General features: G+C 41.2%; 19 protein-coding genes and 1 pseudogene. 18 read left to right on the forward strand and 2 right to left on the reverse strand.

The genetic code is table 11. The features are described 5' to 3' along the window. Window positions 1–20 precede the first annotated feature (20 nt). The 5 genes and pseudogenes from L0B70_RS11500 to L0B70_RS11520 all read left to right on the forward strand — a co-directional run bounded on the left by L0B70_RS11500 (window position 21) and on the right by L0B70_RS11520 (window position 5994). Entirely contained in the window at window positions 21–1199 is a 1179-nt protein-coding gene (locus L0B70_RS11500; protein ID WP_235141918.1) for an acetyl-CoA C-acyltransferase, read from the forward strand. A 100-nt stretch (window positions 1200–1299) separates the two neighbouring features. Beyond that, the gene (locus L0B70_RS11505) at window positions 1300–2790 is read left to right on the forward strand and encodes an MFS transporter (protein ID WP_235141919.1); all 1491 of its coding nucleotides are present in this window, start codon (window positions 1300–1302) and stop codon (window positions 2788–2790) included. A gap of 109 nt (window positions 2791–2899) precedes the next feature. Beyond that, window positions 2900–3826 carry a mevalonate kinase gene (locus L0B70_RS11510; protein WP_235141920.1) on the forward strand — a complete coding sequence of 309 codons (927 nt, stop codon included), beginning with the start codon at window positions 2900–2902 and terminating at the stop codon, window positions 3824–3826. A 52-nt stretch (window positions 3827–3878) separates the two neighbouring features. Next, a pseudogene (locus L0B70_RS13565) lies at window positions 3879–4767 on the forward strand (UbiA family prenyltransferase). A gap of 120 nt (window positions 4768–4887) precedes the next feature. Further along, window positions 4888–5994, forward strand: coding sequence for a pseudouridine synthase (locus tag L0B70_RS11520; protein WP_235141921.1), 1107 nt, complete (start codon window positions 4888–4890; stop codon window positions 5992–5994). Between the two features lie 131 nt (window positions 5995–6125). Here the strand turns inward: L0B70_RS11520 and L0B70_RS11525 are convergent, their stop codons facing one another. Next, window positions 6126–8345: an NADP-dependent isocitrate dehydrogenase gene (locus tag L0B70_RS11525; protein ID WP_235141922.1), complete on the reverse strand. Its 2220-nt coding sequence runs from the start codon at window positions 8343–8345 to the stop codon at window positions 6126–6128. A gap of 310 nt (window positions 8346–8655) precedes the next feature. On the opposite strand from L0B70_RS11525, the gene tpx reads away from it, so the two are divergent. The 13 genes from tpx (at window position 8656) to gcvP (ending at window position 19630) form a co-directional block, all read left to right on the forward strand. Next, window positions 8656–9153 carry a thiol peroxidase gene (gene tpx, locus L0B70_RS11530; protein WP_235141923.1) on the forward strand — a complete coding sequence of 166 codons (498 nt, stop codon included), beginning with the start codon at window positions 8656–8658 and terminating at the stop codon, window positions 9151–9153. Window positions 9154–9242: 89 nt separating this feature from the next. Further along, on the forward strand, window positions 9243–10454 hold the full coding sequence (locus L0B70_RS11535) for a DUF763 domain-containing protein (protein ID WP_235141924.1): 1212 nt from the start codon (window positions 9243–9245) through the stop codon (window positions 10452–10454). A 324-nt stretch (window positions 10455–10778) separates the two neighbouring features. Beyond that, complete coding sequence (locus tag L0B70_RS11540) at window positions 10779–11168, forward strand: VOC family protein (RefSeq protein WP_235141925.1); 390 nt, start codon at window positions 10779–10781, stop codon at window positions 11166–11168. 44 nt (window positions 11169–11212) lie between these two features. Beyond that, a complete protein-coding gene (locus L0B70_RS11545) occupies window positions 11213–11626 on the forward strand; it encodes an SRPBCC domain-containing protein (protein ID WP_235141926.1) in 414 nt (137 codons plus the stop codon). Between the two features lie 62 nt (window positions 11627–11688). Beyond that, window positions 11689–12102, forward strand: coding sequence for an SRPBCC domain-containing protein (locus L0B70_RS11550; protein ID WP_235141927.1), 414 nt, complete (start codon window positions 11689–11691; stop codon window positions 12100–12102). Beyond that, window positions 12086–12670, forward strand: a complete 585-nt coding sequence (locus tag L0B70_RS11555; RefSeq protein ID WP_235141928.1) for a hypothetical protein — start codon at window positions 12086–12088, stop codon at window positions 12668–12670. Before L0B70_RS11550 ends, L0B70_RS11555 begins: the two co-directional genes overlap by 17 nt. A 57-nt stretch (window positions 12671–12727) precedes the next feature. Next, complete coding sequence (locus L0B70_RS11560) at window positions 12728–13594, forward strand: VOC family protein (RefSeq protein ID WP_235141929.1); 867 nt, start codon at window positions 12728–12730, stop codon at window positions 13592–13594. A gap of 186 nt (window positions 13595–13780) precedes the next feature. Next, window positions 13781–14221, forward strand: a complete 441-nt coding sequence (locus tag L0B70_RS11565) for an SRPBCC domain-containing protein (protein WP_235141930.1) — start codon at window positions 13781–13783, stop codon at window positions 14219–14221. Between the two features lie 71 nt (window positions 14222–14292). Further along, window positions 14293–14868: an RNA polymerase sigma factor gene (locus L0B70_RS11570; protein WP_235141931.1), complete on the forward strand. Its 576-nt coding sequence runs from the start codon at window positions 14293–14295 to the stop codon at window positions 14866–14868. A gap of 11 nt (window positions 14869–14879) precedes the next feature. Continuing rightward, on the forward strand, window positions 14880–15212 hold the full coding sequence (locus L0B70_RS11575; RefSeq protein ID WP_235141932.1) for a hypothetical protein: 333 nt from the start codon (window positions 14880–14882) through the stop codon (window positions 15210–15212). A gap of 224 nt (window positions 15213–15436) precedes the next feature. Beyond that, window positions 15437–15706, forward strand: coding sequence for a hypothetical protein (locus L0B70_RS11580; protein WP_235141933.1), 270 nt, complete (start codon window positions 15437–15439; stop codon window positions 15704–15706). A 101-nt stretch (window positions 15707–15807) separates the two neighbouring features. Further along, window positions 15808–16458: a J domain-containing protein gene (locus L0B70_RS11585; RefSeq protein ID WP_235141934.1), complete on the forward strand. Its 651-nt coding sequence runs from the start codon at window positions 15808–15810 to the stop codon at window positions 16456–16458. A 313-nt stretch (window positions 16459–16771) separates the two neighbouring features. Beyond that, complete coding sequence (gene gcvP / locus L0B70_RS11590; RefSeq protein ID WP_235141935.1) at window positions 16772–19630, forward strand: aminomethyl-transferring glycine dehydrogenase; 2859 nt, start codon at window positions 16772–16774, stop codon at window positions 19628–19630. A 383-nt stretch (window positions 19631–20013) separates the two neighbouring features. Here gcvP and L0B70_RS11595 read toward each other — a convergent pair whose 3' ends face one another. After that, window positions 20014–21702 carry an APC family permease gene (locus L0B70_RS11595; protein ID WP_235141936.1) on the reverse strand — a complete coding sequence of 563 codons (1689 nt, stop codon included), beginning with the start codon at window positions 21700–21702 and terminating at the stop codon, window positions 20014–20016. Window positions 21703–21805 lie beyond the last annotated feature (103 nt).

Raw genomic sequence — 21805 nt, forward strand, 5'->3', positions numbered from 1 at the left:
ATAAAATTAAATAAAAGGTAATGAAAGAAGTATTTATCGTATCGGCCGTAAGAACACCCATGGGAAGTTTTCTGGGTAGCTTGGCAACGGTTCCGGCTACAAAATTAGGTTCAACAGCCATTAAAGGCGCATTAGAAAGAATAAATCTCGATCCGAAATTGGTTCAGGAAGTTTATATGGGCAATGTTCTGCAGGCAGGCGAGGGCCAGGCCCCAGCGCGCCAGGCAGCTCTGGGCGCAGGTTTGTCTAACGAAACACCTTCCACAACCATCAACAAAGTCTGCGCTTCCGGAATGAAAGCCGTTACCATGGCTGCCCAATCCATCAAGGCCGGTGATCAGGATATTATTGTTGCCGGAGGAATGGAAAATATGTCCTCGGTGCCGCATTATTATAACGCCAGAAATGCGACAAAGTTAGGCGATGTGAAAATGCAGGACGGAATGCTTCTCGACGGTTTGGTTGATGTTTACGGAAAAGTACATATGGGCGTTTGCGCCGAAAAATGTGCGGCAGAATATGGTTTTTCGCGCGAAGACCAGGATAATTTTGCGATAGAATCTTACCAGCGTTCGGCCAAAGCCTGGAGCGAAGGAAGATTTAAGGATGAGATTGTTTCTGTAGAAATTCCGCAGAGAAAAGGCGATGCAGTTATTTTTTCGCAAGATGAAGAATTTAAAGCCGTGAAATTTGATAAAATCCCGTCTTTGCCTACCGTTTTTCAAAAGGAAAATGGAACGGTAACCGCAGCAAATGCCTCAACGCTGAATGATGGCGCTTCCGCTTTGGTTTTAATGTCTAAAGAAAAAATGGAAGAGTTAGGCATGAAACCTTTGGCAAAAATTATTTCTTACGCAGATGCAGCGCACGAACCCGAATTTTTCACCACCGCGCCCTCAAAAGCTTTACCGATCGCCTTGAAAAAAGCCGGACTCGAAATTAGCGATATCGATTTTTTCGAATTCAACGAAGCTTTTTCAGTAGTAGGTTTAGCCAACAATAAAATCCTGGGACTGGATGCCAGCAAAGTTAATGTAAACGGAGGTGCAGTTTCGCTGGGTCATCCACTGGGCAGTTCGGGCAGCCGAATTATTGTAACGCTCATCAATATCTTGAAGCAGAATAACGGTAAATACGGCGCTGCTGCAATTTGCAACGGCGGCGGCGGCGCAAGTGCCATCGTTATAGAGAATATTTAATTTTTATAAGCTTTAAAATCAGACCATTAAGAATAAGCAGTGATTTTTATCCTGAATTCTTAATGGTTTTTTTATTTTTGTTCAACTAATTTTTTCCAAAATGCCAGAAAACGCAGATTTGCAGACGCCAAACATCAAGAATAATCCAAAAATCATGAAAGCTTGGGCTTTGTATGATTGGGCAAATTCTGTTTATTCTCTCGTCATTACTTCCACCATTTTCCCTATTTATTATTCCATTTTAACCACCGCTTCGGAACGGAGTGAGTATGTAAAGGAAACAGGCCACTGGATTAAAGTTCCGGTGCGCCACATGATCACCGTTTTTGGCAAAGAATATCAACCAGATGCAATTTACGGGTACTCTCTCACCATTTCCTTTTTAATTGTGGTTTTGCTTTCTCCCATCCTATCTTCGCTGGCAGACACCATCGGAAACAAAAAATCTTTTCTGCAGTTTTTCTGCTATCTGGGCGCGACATCCTGTATGGGACTGGCGATGTTTACAGGTATGCAAAACGTTTTCCTCGGTTTGCTGTTCAGTATTACGGCGAGTGTCGGTTTTTGGGGGAGTTTGGTTTTCTACAATTCGTTTCTTCCCGATATTGCGACGCCGGATAAACAGGATGCGCTTTCCGCGAAAGGCTATGTTTACGGTTATATCGGGTCGGTAGTATTGGTGGTAATCTGTTTGGTCCTGATACAGGTTTTTGCAAAAAATCCGGAAGAAGCAAAATTATACACACGAATCTCTTTTCTGCTCACCGGAGCCTGGTGGTTTGGTTTTTCCCAATATACCTTCAAACATTTGCCACAGTTTGGCAATGTGAAAGATCAGCTGCCGAAAGATTTGGTATTGCTGAATTACAAAAACATTTTTCAGGCGCACGAAGAACAGGGTGGTGTTTGGGCAGTACTGAAGGATAACGTTAATTTTTATCTGGATGTTGTAAAAGAAAGTTTTCACGAACTTTTCAAAGTTGGAAGAACGCTTTTCGCAGACCGGAATTTGAAATTTTTTCTTTCGAGTTTCTTCTTTTACAGCGTTGGAATGCAGACGATCTTCTTGATGGCGACGTTGTTTGGAAAAAGCGAAATCAATCTGGAGCAGGATAAATTAATCTTAACGCTTTTGCTCATTCAGATTGAAGCGATAATCGGTGCGTTGTTTTTTTCATGGCTTTCCCGAAAAATTGGAAACAAAAACGTAATTTCTATCGCAATCGTATTGTGGATTGTGGCGTGTTTATCAGCCTATTTCCTGAACAAAGAAAACCCGAATGTCGAAACGCAGTTTTTTGTGATAGCCGGAATTATTGGTCTTGTGATGGGCGGTTTGCAGGCGATGTCGCGTTCCACCTATTCCAAACTGTTGCCGGAAGACTCGATGGATAATACGACGTTCTTCAGTTTTTATGATGTACTCGAAAAATTAGCCATTATTTTAGGAACGTTTATTTTTGCAACCATGATCGAACAATATCATAATATGCGGTACGCAGCCTTGTCGATGTCTTTATTTTTCTTTATTGGGTTGATTTTGATTCGGTTTTTAAAAGTGAAAATGAACAAAGAAGCAGCGGTGAATTAAGCAGATAATCATCAGCACTAATGGTCTCTGTTTTGCTAAACACACCGTACTTCAGCTAATAAAAATTTTCTTAACTTTGCAACTGAAAATCAGTGGATTAAATTAGAACATGACAAATCCTTTATTTTACGCAAAAATACTTTTGTTCGGTGAATACGGCATTATTGAAGATTCACAGGGGCTTACTTTACCGTACAGTTTTTATAAAGGTGCACTAAAATTTTCCGAACTCGAAAACGATTTTGAAAAAGAATCTAATGTTTCGCTTCAAAATTACGCCGTTTACTTAAAGGATTTAAAACTTCCCGAGTCTTACCAGATCAGCATTTCCAAATTCCAGAAAGACATTCGTGCCGGACTTTTCTTCGATTCGAATATCCCGCAAGGTTATGGCGTTGGAAGTTCCGGTGCCTTAGTTGCCGCTATTTTCGAAAGATATTCTATTCGAACGTATCTCCCGGAACATATATCAAAGGACGAACTGAAAGATCTTAAAAAAGTCTTTGGCGAAATGGAAAGTTATTTCCACGGAAAAAGTTCGGGCATCGACCCGCTGATTTGCTACATGAATCTTCCCATTCTTATTGAAAACCGCGAAAACGTTAATAAAGTTGCTATTCCGGCGAGTGAAGAAGGAAAAGGCGCGATTTTTTTAATCGATTCTGGAATGACGGGCGAAACCGGACCAATGGTACAGATTTTCTTCGAAAAAATGAAAACCGAAGGATTCCGCAAAACAATGAAAGAAGAGTTCATTCGCTACAACAACGCTTGTATCGACGCTTTTCTAAAAAAAGAAATGACGCCGCTCTTCCGAAATTTAAAAAGTCTTTCCGTTTGGGCGTACGAACATTTTAAACCGATGATTCCCGAAAGTATTTACAAGGCCTGGAAAAATGGTCTCGATACGAACGCCTATTATCTGAAACTCTGCGGAAGCGGAGGTGGCGGTTATATTTTAGGTTTTACCAAAGATTATGAAAAAGCTGAAAAAATGCTGGACGGCTTTCACAAAGAAGTGATTTACAGATTCTAAAAACTAAGTCGGAATATTTGAAAATTGTTTTATTCTTATTCGGCTTAATTTTATGAAAAACCCTTTATTTTACCGTATTTCACAACTTATAGGTTTCCTTTTGGGAGCCCGTGTTTTTGTTGCCTTACTGCTCACTTTTGCACTTTATGTATCCACTTTTTTTCTTTTCAACACCGAAGAGAGTTTGCGCAATTTTGTTTTCGATTTTAAAGTTCACGGGATCATATTTTGCACGGTATTAAGTATTTTGGCGGGGGGATTATCAACCAGTTTTACGACCGCGAGAAAGACCAGCTCACGAAGCCTTTTCGGACGAGAATCCAAAGTTTTTTAAAGCAGAAATATTTTCTTTACGCCTATTTAATTTTAAATTTAATTTCGCTTGGCACTGCGTTTTTAATTTCGCCGCGCGTTTTCTTTTTTTTCTTATCTACCAGTTTCTCATGTGGTTTTACAGCCATAAACTCAGCAAGATTGTTGTTATAAATAATTTAACCTTCGTTAGTTTAACCGTGTATCCCTTTTTTGGAATGTGGGTTTATTACCAAACTTTTTCGGCTAAAATTTTTCTAATGGCCGTCTTTCTTTTTCTCATTTTGATTATGATCGATATGGTGAAAGATCTCTTAACAAAGAACGCAGACAAGATTTTCGGGTACGCAACCGTTCCAAATGTCTTCGGAAATTCAGTTTCTAAGATTATTTTGAGCGTTCTTACCGTTGTTTTAATGATGATTTCGATGTTAATCGTTAGACGCGAAGGAATTCACAATATCATGAACTTGTATTTTGCCGTAGGTCTTTTCGTACTTGTTTTTGCGCTTTACTTACTTTTGGGCAAGCAGAAAAAACACAATTTTTTCGTCCTCAATATTCTCCGCGTCTGGGTTTTCTTTGGGATTCTCGCCATGCTGCTCGACGGATTGATCAACAGATTCTAAAGCGTCTTTCACGTTAATTTTTTTTATCCACAAATTTAATAGGGAAAAATTGTACTTCTGTTTCGCCATTTATTGTTACTTCTAAAAATACCTTATCTTTGCAGATAAATTTTTCAGACAATGAGCAGAGATAGAAACAGTAAGAGCAAACCGAAACGAATAAGCAAGATTTCCAATTCCGGAAGTCCTTCCAAACCTCGTACCCAAAAATCTGCACGACCACGCGTTGAAAAATCCGAAGAGTCTAAAGAACCGAAAGCGCCCAAAGAACCGCGGTTAATGTCGCAATCTGAAGCCAAAAGCTACGAAAAATCATTTGACCGAACGTCTAAGCCTACGGGAAAAAGATCCGGAAAATCATTTGATACGCGCGACAAATACGTGAAAGGCGACAGCAAATTTGGCGGCAAAAAGCTTTTCAAAAATTACGTAAGACCGGAAGACGAAGGTGAAAAGACAAGATCTTTCGTTCAAAAAAGAAGATTCGATAAACTGGCGAAAGAAGTTCCGAAAGAGACAATCCGTTTAAATAAATATATTGCCAACTCCGGGATTTGTTCCCGAAGAGAGGCAGACGAGCTTATAACTCAAGGTTTAGTTGTGGTTAACGGCGCTGTGGTGACCGAAATGGGATACCAGGTGCAAAAAACCGATAAAGTAATTTTCGACGGACAGGGCATTACGCCGGAAAAACCCGTATATGTTCTTCTGAACAAACCGAAAGGTTATATCTCCACGACGAAAGACGAGAAAGCCCGGAAAACGGTGATGGATCTCGTCGCAAATGCCTCGCCGTACCGCGTTTTTCCTGTGGGTAGACTGGACCGCTCGACAACCGGCGTTATTTTGTTGACCAATGATGGTCACATGACTAAGAAGCTGACGCATCCGTCTTTCAACATGAAAAAAATATATCACGTTACGCTGGACCGGAAATTGGATCGTGCGGATCTTAACGCCATTGCAGAAGGAATTCGTTTGGAAGAAGGCGTTGCCGAAGTCGACAGTATTTCTTACATCGAAGGCAAACCCAAAAACGAAGTCGGCATCGAAATCCACATCGGCTGGAACAGAGTAGTACGCAGAATTTTCCAAAGATTGGGCTACGAAGTTGAGTTGTTGGACCGCGTTATGTTTGCAGGACTAACGAAGAAAAACATCAAACGTGGACACTGGCGGATCCTGACTGAACTGGAAGTCAATAATTTAAAAATGATGAGTTCTTAAATTCAAATCAAAAAATAGAAAACCTTCTCTTGCCTGAAGGTTTTTTTCTGAAATTTAATGAATTTTCAAGATCAAAAAAAACTTCCCGAAATTATCGGGAAGTCTTTGTTTTAAACTAATTCGGGAATTGATTAAATTCCGTTTACAATCGTATTTAAAGTAGCCGAAGGTCTCATGGCCTCGTCTGTCTTCGTAAAATTAGGTTGGTAATAACCCCCAATCTCCTGGGTTTTTCCCTGCGCGCCAATGAGTTCTGAATTGATTTTCTCTTCATTTTCCAGCATCGCTTTCGCCACAGGAGCAAATTTTGCTGCGAGTTCTGCATCTTTAGTTTGCTGCGCTAAAGCTTCGGCCCAGTAAAGTGCTAAATAGAAGTGAGAACCTCTGTTATCGATGGAACCTACTTTGCGGGAAGGTGATTTGTCATTGGCTAAAAATTTCTCTGTGGCAAGGTCCAACGCATCTGCTAAAACCTGAGCTTTGCCGTTGTTTTGCGTCTGCGCTAAATGTTCCAGACTTGCCTGCAGGGCCATAAATTCACCCAAAGAGTCCCAGCGTAGATAACCTTCTTCAATAAACTGTTCGATATGTTTTGGGGCCGATCCGCCGGCGCCGGTTTCAAACAAACCACCCCCGTTCATCAATGGCACAATGGAAAGCATTTTTGCAGACGTTCCCAGTTCCAGGATCGGAAAGAGATCGGTTAAATAATCTCTCAAAACGTTACCGGAAACCGAAATTGTGTCCAAACCTTTTCTAAGGCGTTCCAAAGTTAAGGTCATTGCATCCTCGATGTTCAAAATCTGAATATCCAAACCGCTGGTATCGTAGTCCTTCAAATATTTTTCTACTTTTTTAATCATTTCGCGGTCGTGCGCTCTTTGATCATCCAGCCAAAAAATGGCGGGCGTATCGGAAAGTCTGGCTCTGTTAACGGCGAGTTTTACCCAATCCTGAATAGGCGCATCTTTCGTTTGACACATTCTGAAAATATCGCCCGACTGCACCTCCTGTTCCAATAAAATATTTCCTTCTGCATCGGAAACCTTTACTTTTCCTTCCGCTGAAATCTGAAAAGTTTTATCGTGGGAACCGTATTCCTCGGCTTTTTGAGCCATTAATCCAACATTTGGTACCGACCCGATTTTGGTTACATCCAGCGCGCCGTGATTTTTCATATCGTCGATCGCCGCTTGATAAAAACCTGCATAGCTACGGTCCGGGATCATGGCGATGGTATCTTCTTCCTTACCATCTTTGTTCCACATTTTACCGCCACCTCTGATGAGGGCGGCCATGGAAGCATCTACAATAATATCGGACGGTACGTGGAAATTTGAAATTCCTTTGTCGGAATTTACCATGGCAACTGCCGGTCCGTACTGGAAAGCGATCCCAAGATCTGCACGGATGTCCATTTCTTTTTCGTGCCCTTTTATCTTGTCGAAAAGATCCTGCAGGCCGTTGTTCGGATTAATATCAAGTTCTTTAAAAAAATCTGCATATTTTAAGAAAACGTCCTTAAAATACACCTGAACCATTGCACCGAAGATAATGGGATCAGAAACCTTCATCATCGTCGCTTTTAAGTGGCCCGAAAGCAAAACATTATCAATTTTGGCCTCGGCGATCGAATCTGCGACAAAGGTTTTTAAGGCAGAAAGACTCATCGTCGACGCGTCGATAATTTCTTTTGCTTTCAAAGGGGCAAATCCTTTCAGTTCTTTTACGGAACCATCGTTACCAAAAAATTCTATTTTGTACTGGCCTTCTTTTTCAATGGTCACCGATTTTTCGGTCCCATAAAAATCGCCATGGTTCATGTGCACCACTTTCGTTTTCGAATCTGTGCTCCAGGCGCCCATTCGGTGCGGATTGGCTTTTGCGTAATTTTTTACCGCTTTCGGGGCTCTTCGGTCGGAGTTCCCTTCGCGAAGTACCGGATTTACCGCACTTCCCAACACTTTAGCATATTTCGCCTTGATGGCTTTTTCTTCGTCATTTTTAGGTTCTGCCGGATAATTAGGCACTGCAAAACCATGTTTTTGCAGTTCAGCAATCGCCCCGTCCAGCTGCGGTGCAGAGGCCGAGATGTTGGGTAACTTTATAATATTCGCCTCAGGCTTTGTCGCAAGTTCGCCCAGTTCTGCCAGTGCATCTTCCACCTTTTGATCTTCTTTAAGAAACTCCGGAAAATTGGCCAGAATTCTGCCTGCCAGGGAAATGTCTTTTGCTAAAATTTCGATCGCTGCGGTTTTCGTAAAAGCTTTTACAATGGGTAAAAAAGAATGAGTAGCCAACATTGGCGCTTCGTCTGTCAAAGTATAGACGATCTTGGAATTTTCTGACATTATGTTTATTTTTTTATTTAAATTCGAGAATCACAAATTTACTCAAAATTTAATTTTTAAAGGTATTCCCACAGGAGATTTTGGCGAAAGTGTTTCTGCGGGCAGAAAAATTCCGAGGAAATTGAAAAATTTATGGAAATCAACCTTAGCATCGATTACTTCAAAAAAAATCTGTTTTACTATTTTTAAAGGAGGGGAAAACTAAATAAAGTTGAATTCGCCGGAAAGTTTAAGACAAATTTAACCTTTGTTTAAAATCCTTTCCAGCCTAAAATCCCTATTTTTGAGAAACAAAAAAATAATTTTTATTATGGCAGATATTAGCTTACACGGAAACCCGGTGCAGACTTCAGGATCCTTACCCGAAATTGGAAGCACCGTAAAAAACTTTAAATTGGTCAGCAGCGATTTAAAAGACAAAACGAACGAAGATTTCGCGTCCAAAAGAATCATTTTCAACATTTTCCCGAGCATTGATACCGGTGTTTGTGCCGCCTCTGCACGAAAATTTAACGAAGAAGCTGCAGGACTGAACAATACCGTAGTTTTGAATGTTTCCCGAGATTTGCCTTTCGCGCTAAGTCGTTTTTGCGCCGCAGAAGGAATTGAAAATGTAGAAACGCTCTCCGATTTCCGCGGAACTTTCGGCGAGGATTATGGCGTAACCATCACCGATTCGCCAATGGCGGGACTTTTAAGCCGTGCAGTTATTGTAGCAGACGAAAATGGCAAGGTGGTTTACACGGAACAAGTGCCGGAAATTGCGCAGGAGCCTAATTATGAAAATGCATTGAATGCTTTAAAATAAAATCTAAGGATCAATTTTTTAAACCTTGTCTTGCTTTCAAAACTAGACAAGGTTTTTTTTTTAAATTAAACACACAAAATTTTTAGTAAATGAAACGCTCCGGTTCTTCAGATTTACCGCTTCATTACGGCTCCGTTCCACCGTGGCTGTATGAGCGAATGTCGAAACTGGGCCTTTCGGTGATCGAAGTTTTGCTCAGCGATTACGGAAAAGATGAAGTCATCCGCAGATTAAGTGATCCTTTTTGGTTTCAGTGCTTCGGTTCCGTCATGGGAATGGATTGGCATTCTTCCGGCATCACCACGTCGGTTTTGGGTGCTTTAAAAAAATCCATCAATCCAAATTCGAGATCTCTTGGCATATATATCGCCGGCGGTAAAGGAAAATCATCCATACAAACACCTGTAGAACTCTTAAAAATTTCTGAAAACACCGGTTTAAACGGTAATGAACTTGTGCGCGCCAGTAAACTTTCCGCCAAAGTAGATAATACGGCGGTTCAGGATGGCTATCAGTTGTACACGCATAACTTTATATTAACCGATAAAGGAAAGTGGGCCGTTATTCAGCAGGGAATGAATGTAAACGATAAAACCGCACGCCGCTATCATTGGCATTCGGAAAATTTGAAATCTTTTGTTGAAGAGCCGCACACCGGAATTGAAGGAATTAATCAAGGAAAAATCTTAAATCTTACCGCGCAGGCGGCCAAAGAAAGCCGCTCCGGAATTTTAGAGATTTCTCACACCAATTCCGAAAAAATAATGGCGGATTTTGCCCGTTTGATTTTGCCCGCACATCACGATGTTCAGGCCTCTGATGTAGATCTGAAACGTTTGGGTGCATTGCTTTATAAAACGCGCGAAACACAGCCAGAGAATTTTGAAGAATTGCTTTTGTTAAAAGGAGTTGGCCCGCGGACGCTGCAAAGTTTGGCTTTGGTAAGCGAAGTTATTCACGGTTCGCCTTCCCGTTTTCAGGATCCTGCGAGATTTTCCTTTGCGCACGGCGGAAAAGACGGTCATCCGTTTCCTGTGCCTTTAAAAATTTACGACGAAACACTTTCGATCTTACAAAAAGGGATCGAAAAGTCTAAACTCGGGAATTCGGACCAGCTGAAATCGGTGGAAAAACTGCATCAGATGATCGCAAAAGCAGAAGAAAGCTTTCACCCCAACTTTGATATTAATGAGGTGATTGAAGAAGAACGCGCCAATTCCTGGAAATATGGCGGCAGAACGGTTTTCGGTGAGGCCGAAAAACCACATAATCAAAAAGCCATTCAACTCTCTCTGTTTTAAGTAAGAGGCTGTTGTTGCGGGGGAAACCGTAGATCTTACGGATTGCTGGCAAGCAGTTCGCTCTTTCCTCCGGATTACGGCAACGTGCTTGTGCCAATTCCGGAGATATCATAAAAGAACGTAGAATTCTTCCCCAACTTCGGATCTAAATTTTCAACTTTTCATTTTCTTGTCTTAGGGCAAGTTCCCTTTCTTTAAATGGCTTTATCTTTAAACATATTTTGAAGTACTTAACAGCTGTCTGTAATTCCAGCTAAAAAAGGAGTCATTCTTAAAATTTAAATTAAAAAAATTCAATAAAAATAATATTAATAAACACTTATCATGGAAAATCAAAAATTTAATCCGGTGGTCTGGTTTGAGATTTACGTAGACGATATGGAGCGCGCCACGAAATTTTACGAAGAAATTCTTCAAATCAAATTACAGGAAATGTCGGATCCCACGAATGAGGCAATGATTATGAAAGCATTTCCCGGCGACCCGTTCACCTCCGGTGCTTCGGGAACATTAGTTAAAATGGAAGGAATGAAAGCCGGCGGTGGTGGCACAATGGTTTATTTTTTCAGTACAGACTGCAGTATTGAAGAAAGCCGCGTCGAATCCGCAGGCGGAAAGATCTCTCAACCAAAAACATCGCTCGGCGAATACGGGTTCTGTTCCATCGTTACGGATACTGAAGGCAATACATTCGGGATTCATTCGATGCAGTAACGGCTCTAATTAAAATGGATTGCTTAAATTTAACAAAAAAAAACATGAGTCCTATTACTATTGATATTACCATTTTGAAATCCGTCGACAAGGTTTGGGATTATTTTACTAAACCTGAACATATTACAGAATGGAATTTCGCGACCGACGAGTGGGTTTGTCCTGCTGCCAAAAATAATTTTGAGGTCGGCGGCGCTTTCGATTACCGTATGGAAGCCAAAGACGGAAGCTTCGGCTTCGATTATACCGGAGTTTTTGATGAGATTGTACCGCTGAAAAAAATAAATTATCATCTGGATGATGGCAGACAGGTCGAGGTTATTTTTGAAAGCCTCGACCCTGATATGACCAAAGTAACAGAAATTTTCGAACCGGATCCGGAACAACCGCCTCAAATGCAGCGCGAAGGCTGGTACGGAATTTTAAATAACTTTCATAAATACGTCGAAAACAATTAGACCGCAACGCTCCCAAGGAAAAGTTTAAAAATTAATCCGTATTTTTAAAAAAATTACTAAATATGGAGCCCATTACGATTAATATTACGATTTTAAAACCTATAAATCAGGTTTGGGATTATTTTTACATTCCAAAGCACATTGTAAAGTGGAATTTTACGACCCCAAAATGGCATTGCCCGAAAGCGGTAATCGATTTTCGCGAAGGTGGAAAATTTGACTACCGTTTGGAATGCAAAGACAAAAGTTTTGGGTATAATTTCTCCGGAAACATAACTGAAATTAAAGATCAGGAACATGTGAAAAGCCAATTGGACGATGGAAGACTAATCGAAGTACACTTTCGCGCTATCGATCCAAATACCACCGAAGTAACGCAGATTTTTGAACCCGAAGAGCAGTATTCCCGCCAAATGCAGCGCGATGCCTGGTATGCGATTTTAAATAATTTTCATAAATATGTCGAAAATAACTAACCTGATTTGGGCATTTTCCGGTTCCGTTCTTTTTCTGTATTCCTGTTCGAAAGAAGTTAAAAACACTGCAGAGCACGAAGATTCAGCTAGATCGGGGAAAGCTAATTCCTTAAATATTGATCGCAAATCGGGCGCTGAACCGTCCTACAAAAAATATAGCGGAGCCTGGTTTGAGATTGATTATCCGGCCGGTTTTTCGGTAAAAAATTCGCAAAAATCACTCACCAAGAAGGAAGGCTTCGATTCCGCAATCTTTACTTCGGGTGATGACAAAGTTCAGTTTTATGTTTTTTCGCCGCAGTGGAGCGGAGTACCCGCGGACATTAATTTAAAAGCTTCCGAAATAAAAACAGATTCCACTTCCGCCGTGGTTGATGGTTTACGGATTAATAGATGGACCATCCAGGCCAAAAACGGCACTTATTTTCGGTCGTACGAATCTTCGTCGGAAACGGAAGGCAACATTAACATGATTTTCGGCATTGTATACATTGCAGAAAAAGATTTAGAGAAGTATAAGAAGGAATATTTGCACTTCAAAAACTCTCTCGAACAATACGCCGATTAATAGTAGCCGTGGATTATGAATTTCTAAAAGTTAATTCAAATTTAAGATACCAAAAGAATGAATACAACTATCTTCCCCTGTCTTTGGTTTGACGGCAACGGAAAAGAGGCTGTAGCTTTTTACTGCCACACTTTTGGCGGCAGAATTACCGCAGACACGCCGGCCGTCGTCAATATGGATCTGTTCGGACAGAAGTTAATGATTTTAAATGGTGGCGCTCAGTTCACAAAAAACGCATCTATTTCGTTTACGGTCCTGTGCGAAAGGGAAGAGGAAGTTCAAAAATACTGGGCAGCCCTGTCGAAAAACGGTGTCGTTTTAATGGAGCTTGGCGAATATCCCTGGAGTAAAAAATATGGCTGGGTCCGCGATAAATATGGCGTTACGTGGCAACTTTATCTGGGAGAAACTTCCGAGGAGCAGAAAATTGTTCCGACGCTGATGTTCATTCACGATAACAACGGCAAAGCACAGGAAGCCATGGATTTATATACCCAAATTTTCCCGAACTCCGGTATCAAAGGCGTGCTGAAATATGGCGACGGCGTTGGCGACGAATCGCTGGAGGTTCCAGGAAATGTGCAGCACGCACACTTTACCCTCGATGGTTACAGCTTTTACTGCATGGATAATTCTGTCAATCATGAATTCGATTTTAACGAAGGGATTTCAATTGTTGTCATGACCAATGATCAGGAGGAAATGGACCATTTGTGGAATTCACTGAGTGCCGATGGTGGGCGCGAATCCAGGTGCGGCTGGTTGAAAGACAAATTTGGCGTGAGCTGGCAGATCGTACCGAAAAAATTACTGGCGCTGATGAATGGCGAAGACCGCATGAAAGGTATAAAAGTCATGGAGGCGATGATGAACATGAAGAAGATTATCATTTCAGATCTGGAAAAAGCGTACAACGCCTCGTAAGGACAAGAAAAAAATGAAGCTGCTCAATAGTTGCCCTTAAAATAATCAACAAATTCATCCATCGAATTTACTTTGGCCGTTAAAATTGTACCGTTATTTCGGCTTTCCAAAAGATAAGTGATGTGAAAAATTTCAGAAAAATTAAGCAACTGGCCGAAAACGATTTATAAAATTAAAACTCTGATTATGGAAACTTTAAACTACGAAAAAGTGATCAACGCGCCCATTCAAAAACTTTGGGATTTACTCTGGGACGATAAGACCTATCCGCAGTGGACGCAATTTTTCATGCAAGGTTCACAACTAAAAACCGACTGGCAGATCGACGGCAAAACTTATTTCTTGGATGCTAAAGGCGATGGCATGGTTTCGACGATTAAAACACTCAATGAACCCTACGAAGTAATTTTCAGTCATTTAGGGATGATAAAAGATGGCGTGGAAGATGTGAAAAGCAGCCTGGTTGAAGAATGGAGCGGTGCCCAGGAAAAATATTTTTTAAGAGCCATCGATGCCAATACGACAGAACTTCGCATCATTATGCATTCCAGTAAAGATATGGAAAGTATGATGAATACGGGTTTCAACAAAGGTCTTGAGTTTTTAAAAGACCTGGCGGAAAAATAATGTGGCGGAAATCTTTTTCTTTTTTTACCCCCTTTTTAAAGTAAAAACCACTTATCCGCGTCCTTCCGAATATGGACGTGGAAGTTATCGATATGTCACAACGCGAAAAAGACAGCCTCATTTCGCATGCCGTAAAAAATTATGGCGGTAAGTTGCTGTCCTTTATTCGTCCGAAAGTAAATAATGCCGAAGATGCGGAAGATATTTTGCAGGAAGTTTGGTACCAGTTCAGTAATTTAACCAATATTTCCGAAATTGTGAATGTGAGCGCCTGGCTTTACACGGTTTCGCGCAACAAAATCACAGACAGTTATCGCCGGAAAAAAACGGAAAATTTGGAAGATTTTGTTTACGAAGACGAAGAGGGCAGTTTTTCCATCAAAGATATTCTGCTTTTGGACGACTCCGAAAATCCCGAATTGCTGGCCTTTCGCGAAGAAGTTTGGAAAGAATTATTCGCCACGCTGGAAGAGCTTCCGCCGAAGCAGCGTCTCGCATTTGTCGAAAGCGAGATCGAAGGCAAAAAACTTCAGGAAATTGCCGATGAACAAGGTGAAAACATTAAAACCATCATCAGCAGAAAAAATTACGCGGTTAAACATTTACGAAAACGAATGTCGATTTTATATAAAGATCTAAACGAATAAAAGAAGAAAAAATGAAAAATAAATTCAGAGGAAAAATGTTGCTCTTCGCCTTGTTTGCCGTTGCAATGTTTTTTGCAGTTTCGGCCGTGGTGATGGTGCTTTGGAACTGGCTGCTGCCCGATATTGTAGGCGTGAAATCCATAAATTTTTGGCAGGCGATCGGGATTTTAGTTTTGTCGAAAATACTTTTCGGTGGTTTTGCCGGCAAGAAAGGTTTCGGCAGAGAGAAATTTCGCCGCATGAAAGAAGCGAAAATGAACGGAATGTCCGAAGAGGAAAAGGAAAAATTTAAAGAAATGTGGAAGCAACGGTGCGACCGCGGTTTCTTTCGGGACAAATGTTAAGATAAATTGGTGAATTGTTATTGAGAGCGGGCATTAGCCCGCTTTTTCTTTATTAGATATAAAAGGATTGAGCCAAAACTTAAAAATTATCGTCGTCATTAAAGTAAATTTCAATTCTAAGCGTCTTCAATAAAAAGAGCAGTGCTTCAAAATAAAACATTAAAGTAAAAACGGGATCAGCCCGACTTTAATAGAAGATAATGTAAAACGTAAAATTTAAAAAAATGAAAAATTCAAGTTTAAAAGGGGTATTTGGTGTCCTGGCAGCCGTTGGCGTGGCGATCGCAGTGAAAAAAATGGCGAACAGAAAAAGGGCAGTGAAAGGTATTTTCGAGGAGTACGGCATCAAAGGCAGAACGCCTTTCGCGTTCGCCGACAAAATTCGCGAGCTCGACGACGAGAAGTACGAAGAACTCAAAAGCAAGATCAAGCAGAAATTCGCGTCGCACCGCTGCTGCAAAAGAGTTTGGAAAGAAGAACGTGCGGAAGCATAACTAAGTCCAATTATTCAGTTATTTTGAAACGGAGAGATTTATTCTTTCCGTTTTTTTCTGGGCGAAATTTAAAATCCTTATTTTTGTGTTTGCTTTTAAGAATGAAGAATTACTATTATTTTCTCGGCGTCAAAGAAAATGCTTCGGAGGAAGACATTAAAAAAGCTTACAGAAAATTATCCCTAAAATATCATCCCGACAAAAACGACAACGACGACTTTTTCGCCCAGCGTTTTATGGAAATCAAGGAAGCCTACGAAATGCTGGGCGACCCGGAAAACCGCCGGATCTACGACGAAAATTTAGGGCACCAGCAACGCAGTTACCGCCCAACATTGCCGCCCTCCATCAAGACCTTCACCGCGAATAAAGTTCGTGTTCAAAAAGGCGAAGAAGTTATTGTCACCTGGCAAACTCATAATGCAGACACCGTGAAAATCCTGCCTTTTGGTCTGGAAAAAGGTTATGGCGAACGGGTTTTTAAGATTACCGAATTTAAGGACGGAAAATTTCAGATATTACTGCATGCCACAAATACGTTGCTCAACAAAACGCTCGTGCGTGGCATCACGATCACCGAAGTTTTTGAAAATGACAAAGAAAAATTCCGAAATGAGGTGGAAGAAATGTTTAAGCCTCAAAAACCCACGCGAACAAACCCCGGCGGACAGTCGAAATTTTTGCGGATCGGACTGGCAGTGCTCTTTGCGGTGGTGGCGATTTTACTTCTGATCAAAACTTTTTCGACCTAAGAACAATTCGATACTCAGGAAATCTTTAGACGGCTGGGACATTTTTTACAGCGTTTTCCTTTTTTGTATTTCTTACAGCATTTTTTTTTACCGCAAAAAATTTCTTCGCGGTTCGCGGAGTAACTTACCAAAGGCGGAACTTTAGAAGGCAGAAGGGGCGCAATCATTCTGCAAAGATAGATTTTATAGAGAAGAAGCCGTTCTAATAATTCGGTGACCCTTTGTCTTTTTGATGATATTTATCACTGCTGATTTTATTAAAAAGTTGTATTTTTACGAACCTCTATTTCAAAATAAAATCTAGTAAAAATTTATGGACACTACACAGTTTGTTAACCGCCATATTTCTTTAAATGAAGCCGATAAACAGGCGATGTTAGAGAAAGTTGGTGTTGCGGATATGGATGAACTAATCTCCCAAACCATTCCCAATTCAATTCGTTTAGAAAAAGATTTAGACATTTCTCCGGCACTTTCAGAATACGAAATGCTGGCGCACTCGAAAGATTTGGCCTCGAAAAATATCATGTATGATAATTACATTGGGTTTGGCTACAACAACACCATTTTGCCCAGCGCCATACAGCGCAATATTTTGGAAAACCCTTCCTGGTACACCGCTTACACGCCTTATCAGGCAGAAATTGCACAGGGAAGATTAGAAGCGTTGCTGAATTTTCAAACCGTGGTTTGCGATTTAACAGGATTTAATCTGGCGAATGCCTCTCTTTTGGACGAATCTACCGCCGCGGCCGAAGCAATGCACATGTTTTTCGAAAGCCGCACCAAAACCCAGAAAAAAAGCGGCGCGCAGAAATTTTTCGTGTCCGATCTTGTTTTGCCGCAAACCATCGCTGTTCTTAAAACGAAAGCAGAAGGTTTAGGTATTGATATCATTATCGGCAACTATAAAAATCATCAGTTCAACGATACGTATTTCGGGGTTTTACTTCAATATCCCGGCAAAAACGGAATCATCATCGACTACACCGAAAATATTGCCTATTACAAAGAACACTATTTACAGGTTGTGGTCGCGTGCGATCCAATGGCCTTGGTGAAATTAAAATCGCCTGCCGATATGGGCGCGGACTGTGCCGTGGGAACCACGCAACGGTTTGGAATTCCGATGGGTTACGGTGGCCCTCACGCGGCATTTTTTGCCTGTAAAGAAGAGTACAAACGCGATATACCGGGACGGATTATTGGCGTGTCTCAGGATGTTTACGGCAAGCGCGCATTGCGAATGGCTTTGCAGACACGCGAACAGCATATCAAACGCGAAAAAGCGACTTCCAATATTTGTACAGCGCAGGTTCTTCTGGCCGTCATGGCCGGAATGTATGCCGTTTATCACGGACCAAAAGGTTTGAATTTTATTGCCGATCAAATTCATTTTAAAGCCAATGCACTGCACGACGGTTTAAAAATGTTGGGCTACGATATTGTGGACGAACCTATTTTCGATACGGTGAAATTTAGAATTCACGAAGAAGAAAAGAATGCTTTGATGCGTTTGATGCGTGATCACCGGATTAATCTCAATTATTTTTCCGAAGGCGTCATTAGCATTTCCCTCAACGAAACTTCTACAGAAGCAAAACTTCAGTGCTTATTCGATGCTTTTGCGCAATATAAAGACAAACAGAGTTTTAAACTGGTCATCAAAAACGATATTCAGATTCCAGCCGGCTCTTTGCGAAAAGATGCCATTTTAACGGACGATGTTTTCAATAAATACCACACCGAAACGGAATTGATGCGTTACATCAAACGTTTGGAAAGAAAAGATCTCTCCTTAACGCACTCGATGATCTCTCTCGGTTCCTGCACCATGAAACTGAACGCTGCAACGCAAATGTTGCCGCTTTCCTGGGCAGAATGGGGCAGTGTCCATCCGTTTGTTCCCACAGAACAGGCAGGAGGTTATCAGATCCTGATTAAAGAACTCGAAAAAGATTTGGCAGAAATTACAGGATTTGCCGGAACTTCCTTACAACCAAACTCCGGTGCGCAAGGCGAATATGCAGGTTTGATGGTGATCCGCGAGTATCATAAATCGCGCGGCGAAGGTCACCGGAACATTGCCTTAATCCCACAGTCGGCACATGGAACTAATCCAGCTTCCGCAGTGATTGCCGGAATGAAAGTCGTGGTAGTGAAGAATCTGGAAAACGGCGAAATCGATTTTGAAGATTTAAAGGCAAAAGCAGAATTGCACAGCGAGCATCTTTCGGCCATCATGATTACTTATCCCTCAACGTATGGTTTATTTGACGTAAATATTAAAGAAATAACCAAATTGATCCACAGTCACGGCGGCCAGGTTTATATGGATGGTGCGAATATGAATGCCCAGGTTGGCTTTACCAGCCCCGGAAATATCGGTGCCGATGTTTGCCACCTCAACTTGCACAAAACATTCGCTATACCTCATGGCGGCGGCGGTCCCGGTGTTGGACCGATCTGCGTCGCGGAACATTTGGTTCCGTTTTTACCAACCAACCCAAATATTAAAATTGGCAGCAAAGAGTCCATTGAAGCCATTTCCGCTGCGCCTTACGGTTCCAGTTTGGTTTTGAATATTTCTTACGCCTACATTAAAATGCTGGGAACTTCCGGTTTGATGAAAGCGACAGAACACGCCATCTTAAACGCAAATTATCTAAAAGAAGTTTTGTCTCCGCATTTCCCAATTCTTTACGCCAATGCCAACGGCAGAGTGGCGCACGAATGTATCATCGATTTCCGGCAGTTTAAATCCATCGGAATTGAAGTTGCAGATGTTGCGAAACGGTTGATGGATTATGGTTTCCATGCACCAACGGTGAGTTTTCCGGTGGCCGGAACCATGATGATTGAACCAACAGAATCTGAAAGCAAACGCGAACTGGATCGTTTTGCGGAAGCCATGATCTCCATCAAAAAAGAAATCGATGAGATCGCCAACGGCGAGGCAGACGAAGCAAACAATGTGTTGAAAAATGCACCGCATACGGAACAGGTGGTGATCTCGGATTCCTGGGACAAACCTTACAGCCGCGAAAAAGCGGCATATCCATTGGACTGGGTGCGCGATCACAAGTTTTTCGCTACCGTTTCCCGAGTAGATGAAGCCTACGGCGACCGAAATTTAATCTGTACCTGCGCGCCAATTGAAGCGTATATGTAAACTAATTTTTATCAATACGAAATCCCCTTCAGTTATGGAGGGGATTTTTTATTAAATGGTTTCTGAGTTCCTTAAATTAAAACCACATCTGCGCAGCACGTGATTTTTGGTGTATTCTTTTCAAAATTAAATTTAAAGTTAAGATGCTTTCGTCACAGACAAATATATTGATAGAAAATCCGAGTGCGTTCTAAGACAATTCTTAAATGTTGAAAAAGCTGTGCTGCAATAATTTACCATTTTCTGTAATTGCAGAAAGAGAAACTAAAACGTGTTTTATTAATCACGTTTTCGGAAAAAAGCCCCGCCAAGTGTTCGACTTTTGCGGGGCATTTTAGATTTTTAGGACGAGAGCGATGTTTTAGAAACCTTTATATAAGATTTTACTTTAAATCACCATTCAGATCGTTATTTAGTTTGCTGTTTTTGTAGCCGTAAGAAAAATAAATAATCATTCCGATGCCGAACCACACGATAAACCAAAACCAGTTATTATGGCTCATTCCCGTTAAAAGATAGAGACAGGAACTTAATCCCATAAGAGGTATTAAAGAAAGATTTTTTACAAATGCCAAAATGCACAGCCCCACATTGATGATGATGAAAAGGACCATAGAAATACGAAATTCACCTTCTGTCGGGTGATTCCAATCCATCAAAGTCTGGAAAAACTCCGGTTGCCACCAGTAGAAGAAGAATAACCCGCCCAGAAAAATAAAAGGGAAAATAATTTTTGAGTTAATGTAAGGCATGTGAAATCTTCCCGGCAGTTTTTCTTTTGAAGGCAGTAACAATACGCCGCCGCAGACCAGTACGAAGGCAAAAATGGTCCCAATACTCGTGAAGTCAAGAATAAAGGATTTATCCGTAAATAGAATTGGTACACCAACTACAACGCCTGTAATAATAGTTGCGAAAGAGGGTGTTTTATGTTTTGGATGAATTTCCATGAATTTTTTCGGCATTAAACCGTCGCGGCTCATGGCATACCAAATTCTGGGCTGTCCCATTTGAAAAACCAAAAGTACAGTGGTAATGGCGATAATGGCGACGAAAGAGACGGTTAATTCCATCCACGGAAGGTTTGCGTTGGATCTTTCAAATATAAAGGATAAAGGATCTCCAATACCGTCGAATCTCCTGTAATCTACCATTCCCGTGAGTACTAACGTTAAAATGATATAAATAACGGTACATAGGACCAAAGAGATAATCATCCCTCGCGGCAGATTCTTTTGAGGATCTTTTGTTTCTTCAGAAAGAACGCTTAAAGCATCAAAACCGATATAGGCGAAAAATACGCCGGAAACAGCACTCATGACTCCGGCAAAACCGTTGGGCATAAAGGACGAAACTTTTGTTACGGTATTAACCGGCGTCCAGTTATCCACGTTAATGTAAGCGATACCTACCAGTATGATTAAAATAATAACGGCCAGTTTCATAAGAACCAAAACATTATTAAAGTTTCTGCTTTCGCGAACGCCGCGATAAACCAACCACGTAATTAACCCGTTGATTACCAACGCCGGAATATCAAGGATAATTCGCAAATTTCCTATAAGCGGCGCATTTTTCCAGGCGTTAAGTAATTCTAAATTTTGCGAACCATTCAGCACCGCTTTATGTGCTTCGGGATAGCTGCAGGTTAAATAGGCGGGAATAAAAACACCGAGTCGACCCATAAAACTTGTAAAATAATCACTCCAGGAAAAGGCTACGTAAATGTTTCCAAAAGAATATTCCATAATCAAAGCCCAGCCGATAACCCAGGCGATCAATTCGCCGAAACTTGCGTAGGCATAGGTGTATGCAGAACCTGCGGTTGGGATTCTGCTGGCAAATTCAGCATAACAAAGTGCCGTGAAACCACACGCAAAGCCGCAAATAATGTAGAGAATAATAACGCCGGGGCCGCCGCGGAAAACAGCTTCGCCCAAACTGCTGAAACTGCCGGCACCGATGATCGCCGCTATTCCGAAAAATACAATATCCCAGACTCCTAAAACGCGTGAAAGACCGGATGAATGGTTGTTGTTATTATAGTTCTTTCGTCGGAATAGCTGATTCATATTAATTTTAATTTACACAAATGTAAAAGAAAATTTGAGAAATTTAATTTTTTTTAGGTTTGATATACTAAAATCGCGATAATGCGGGTTATAAATAATGGCT

Source organism: Kaistella sp. 97-N-M2 (genome assembly GCF_021513235.1).
GTDB lineage: Bacteria > Bacteroidota > Bacteroidia > Flavobacteriales > Weeksellaceae > Kaistella.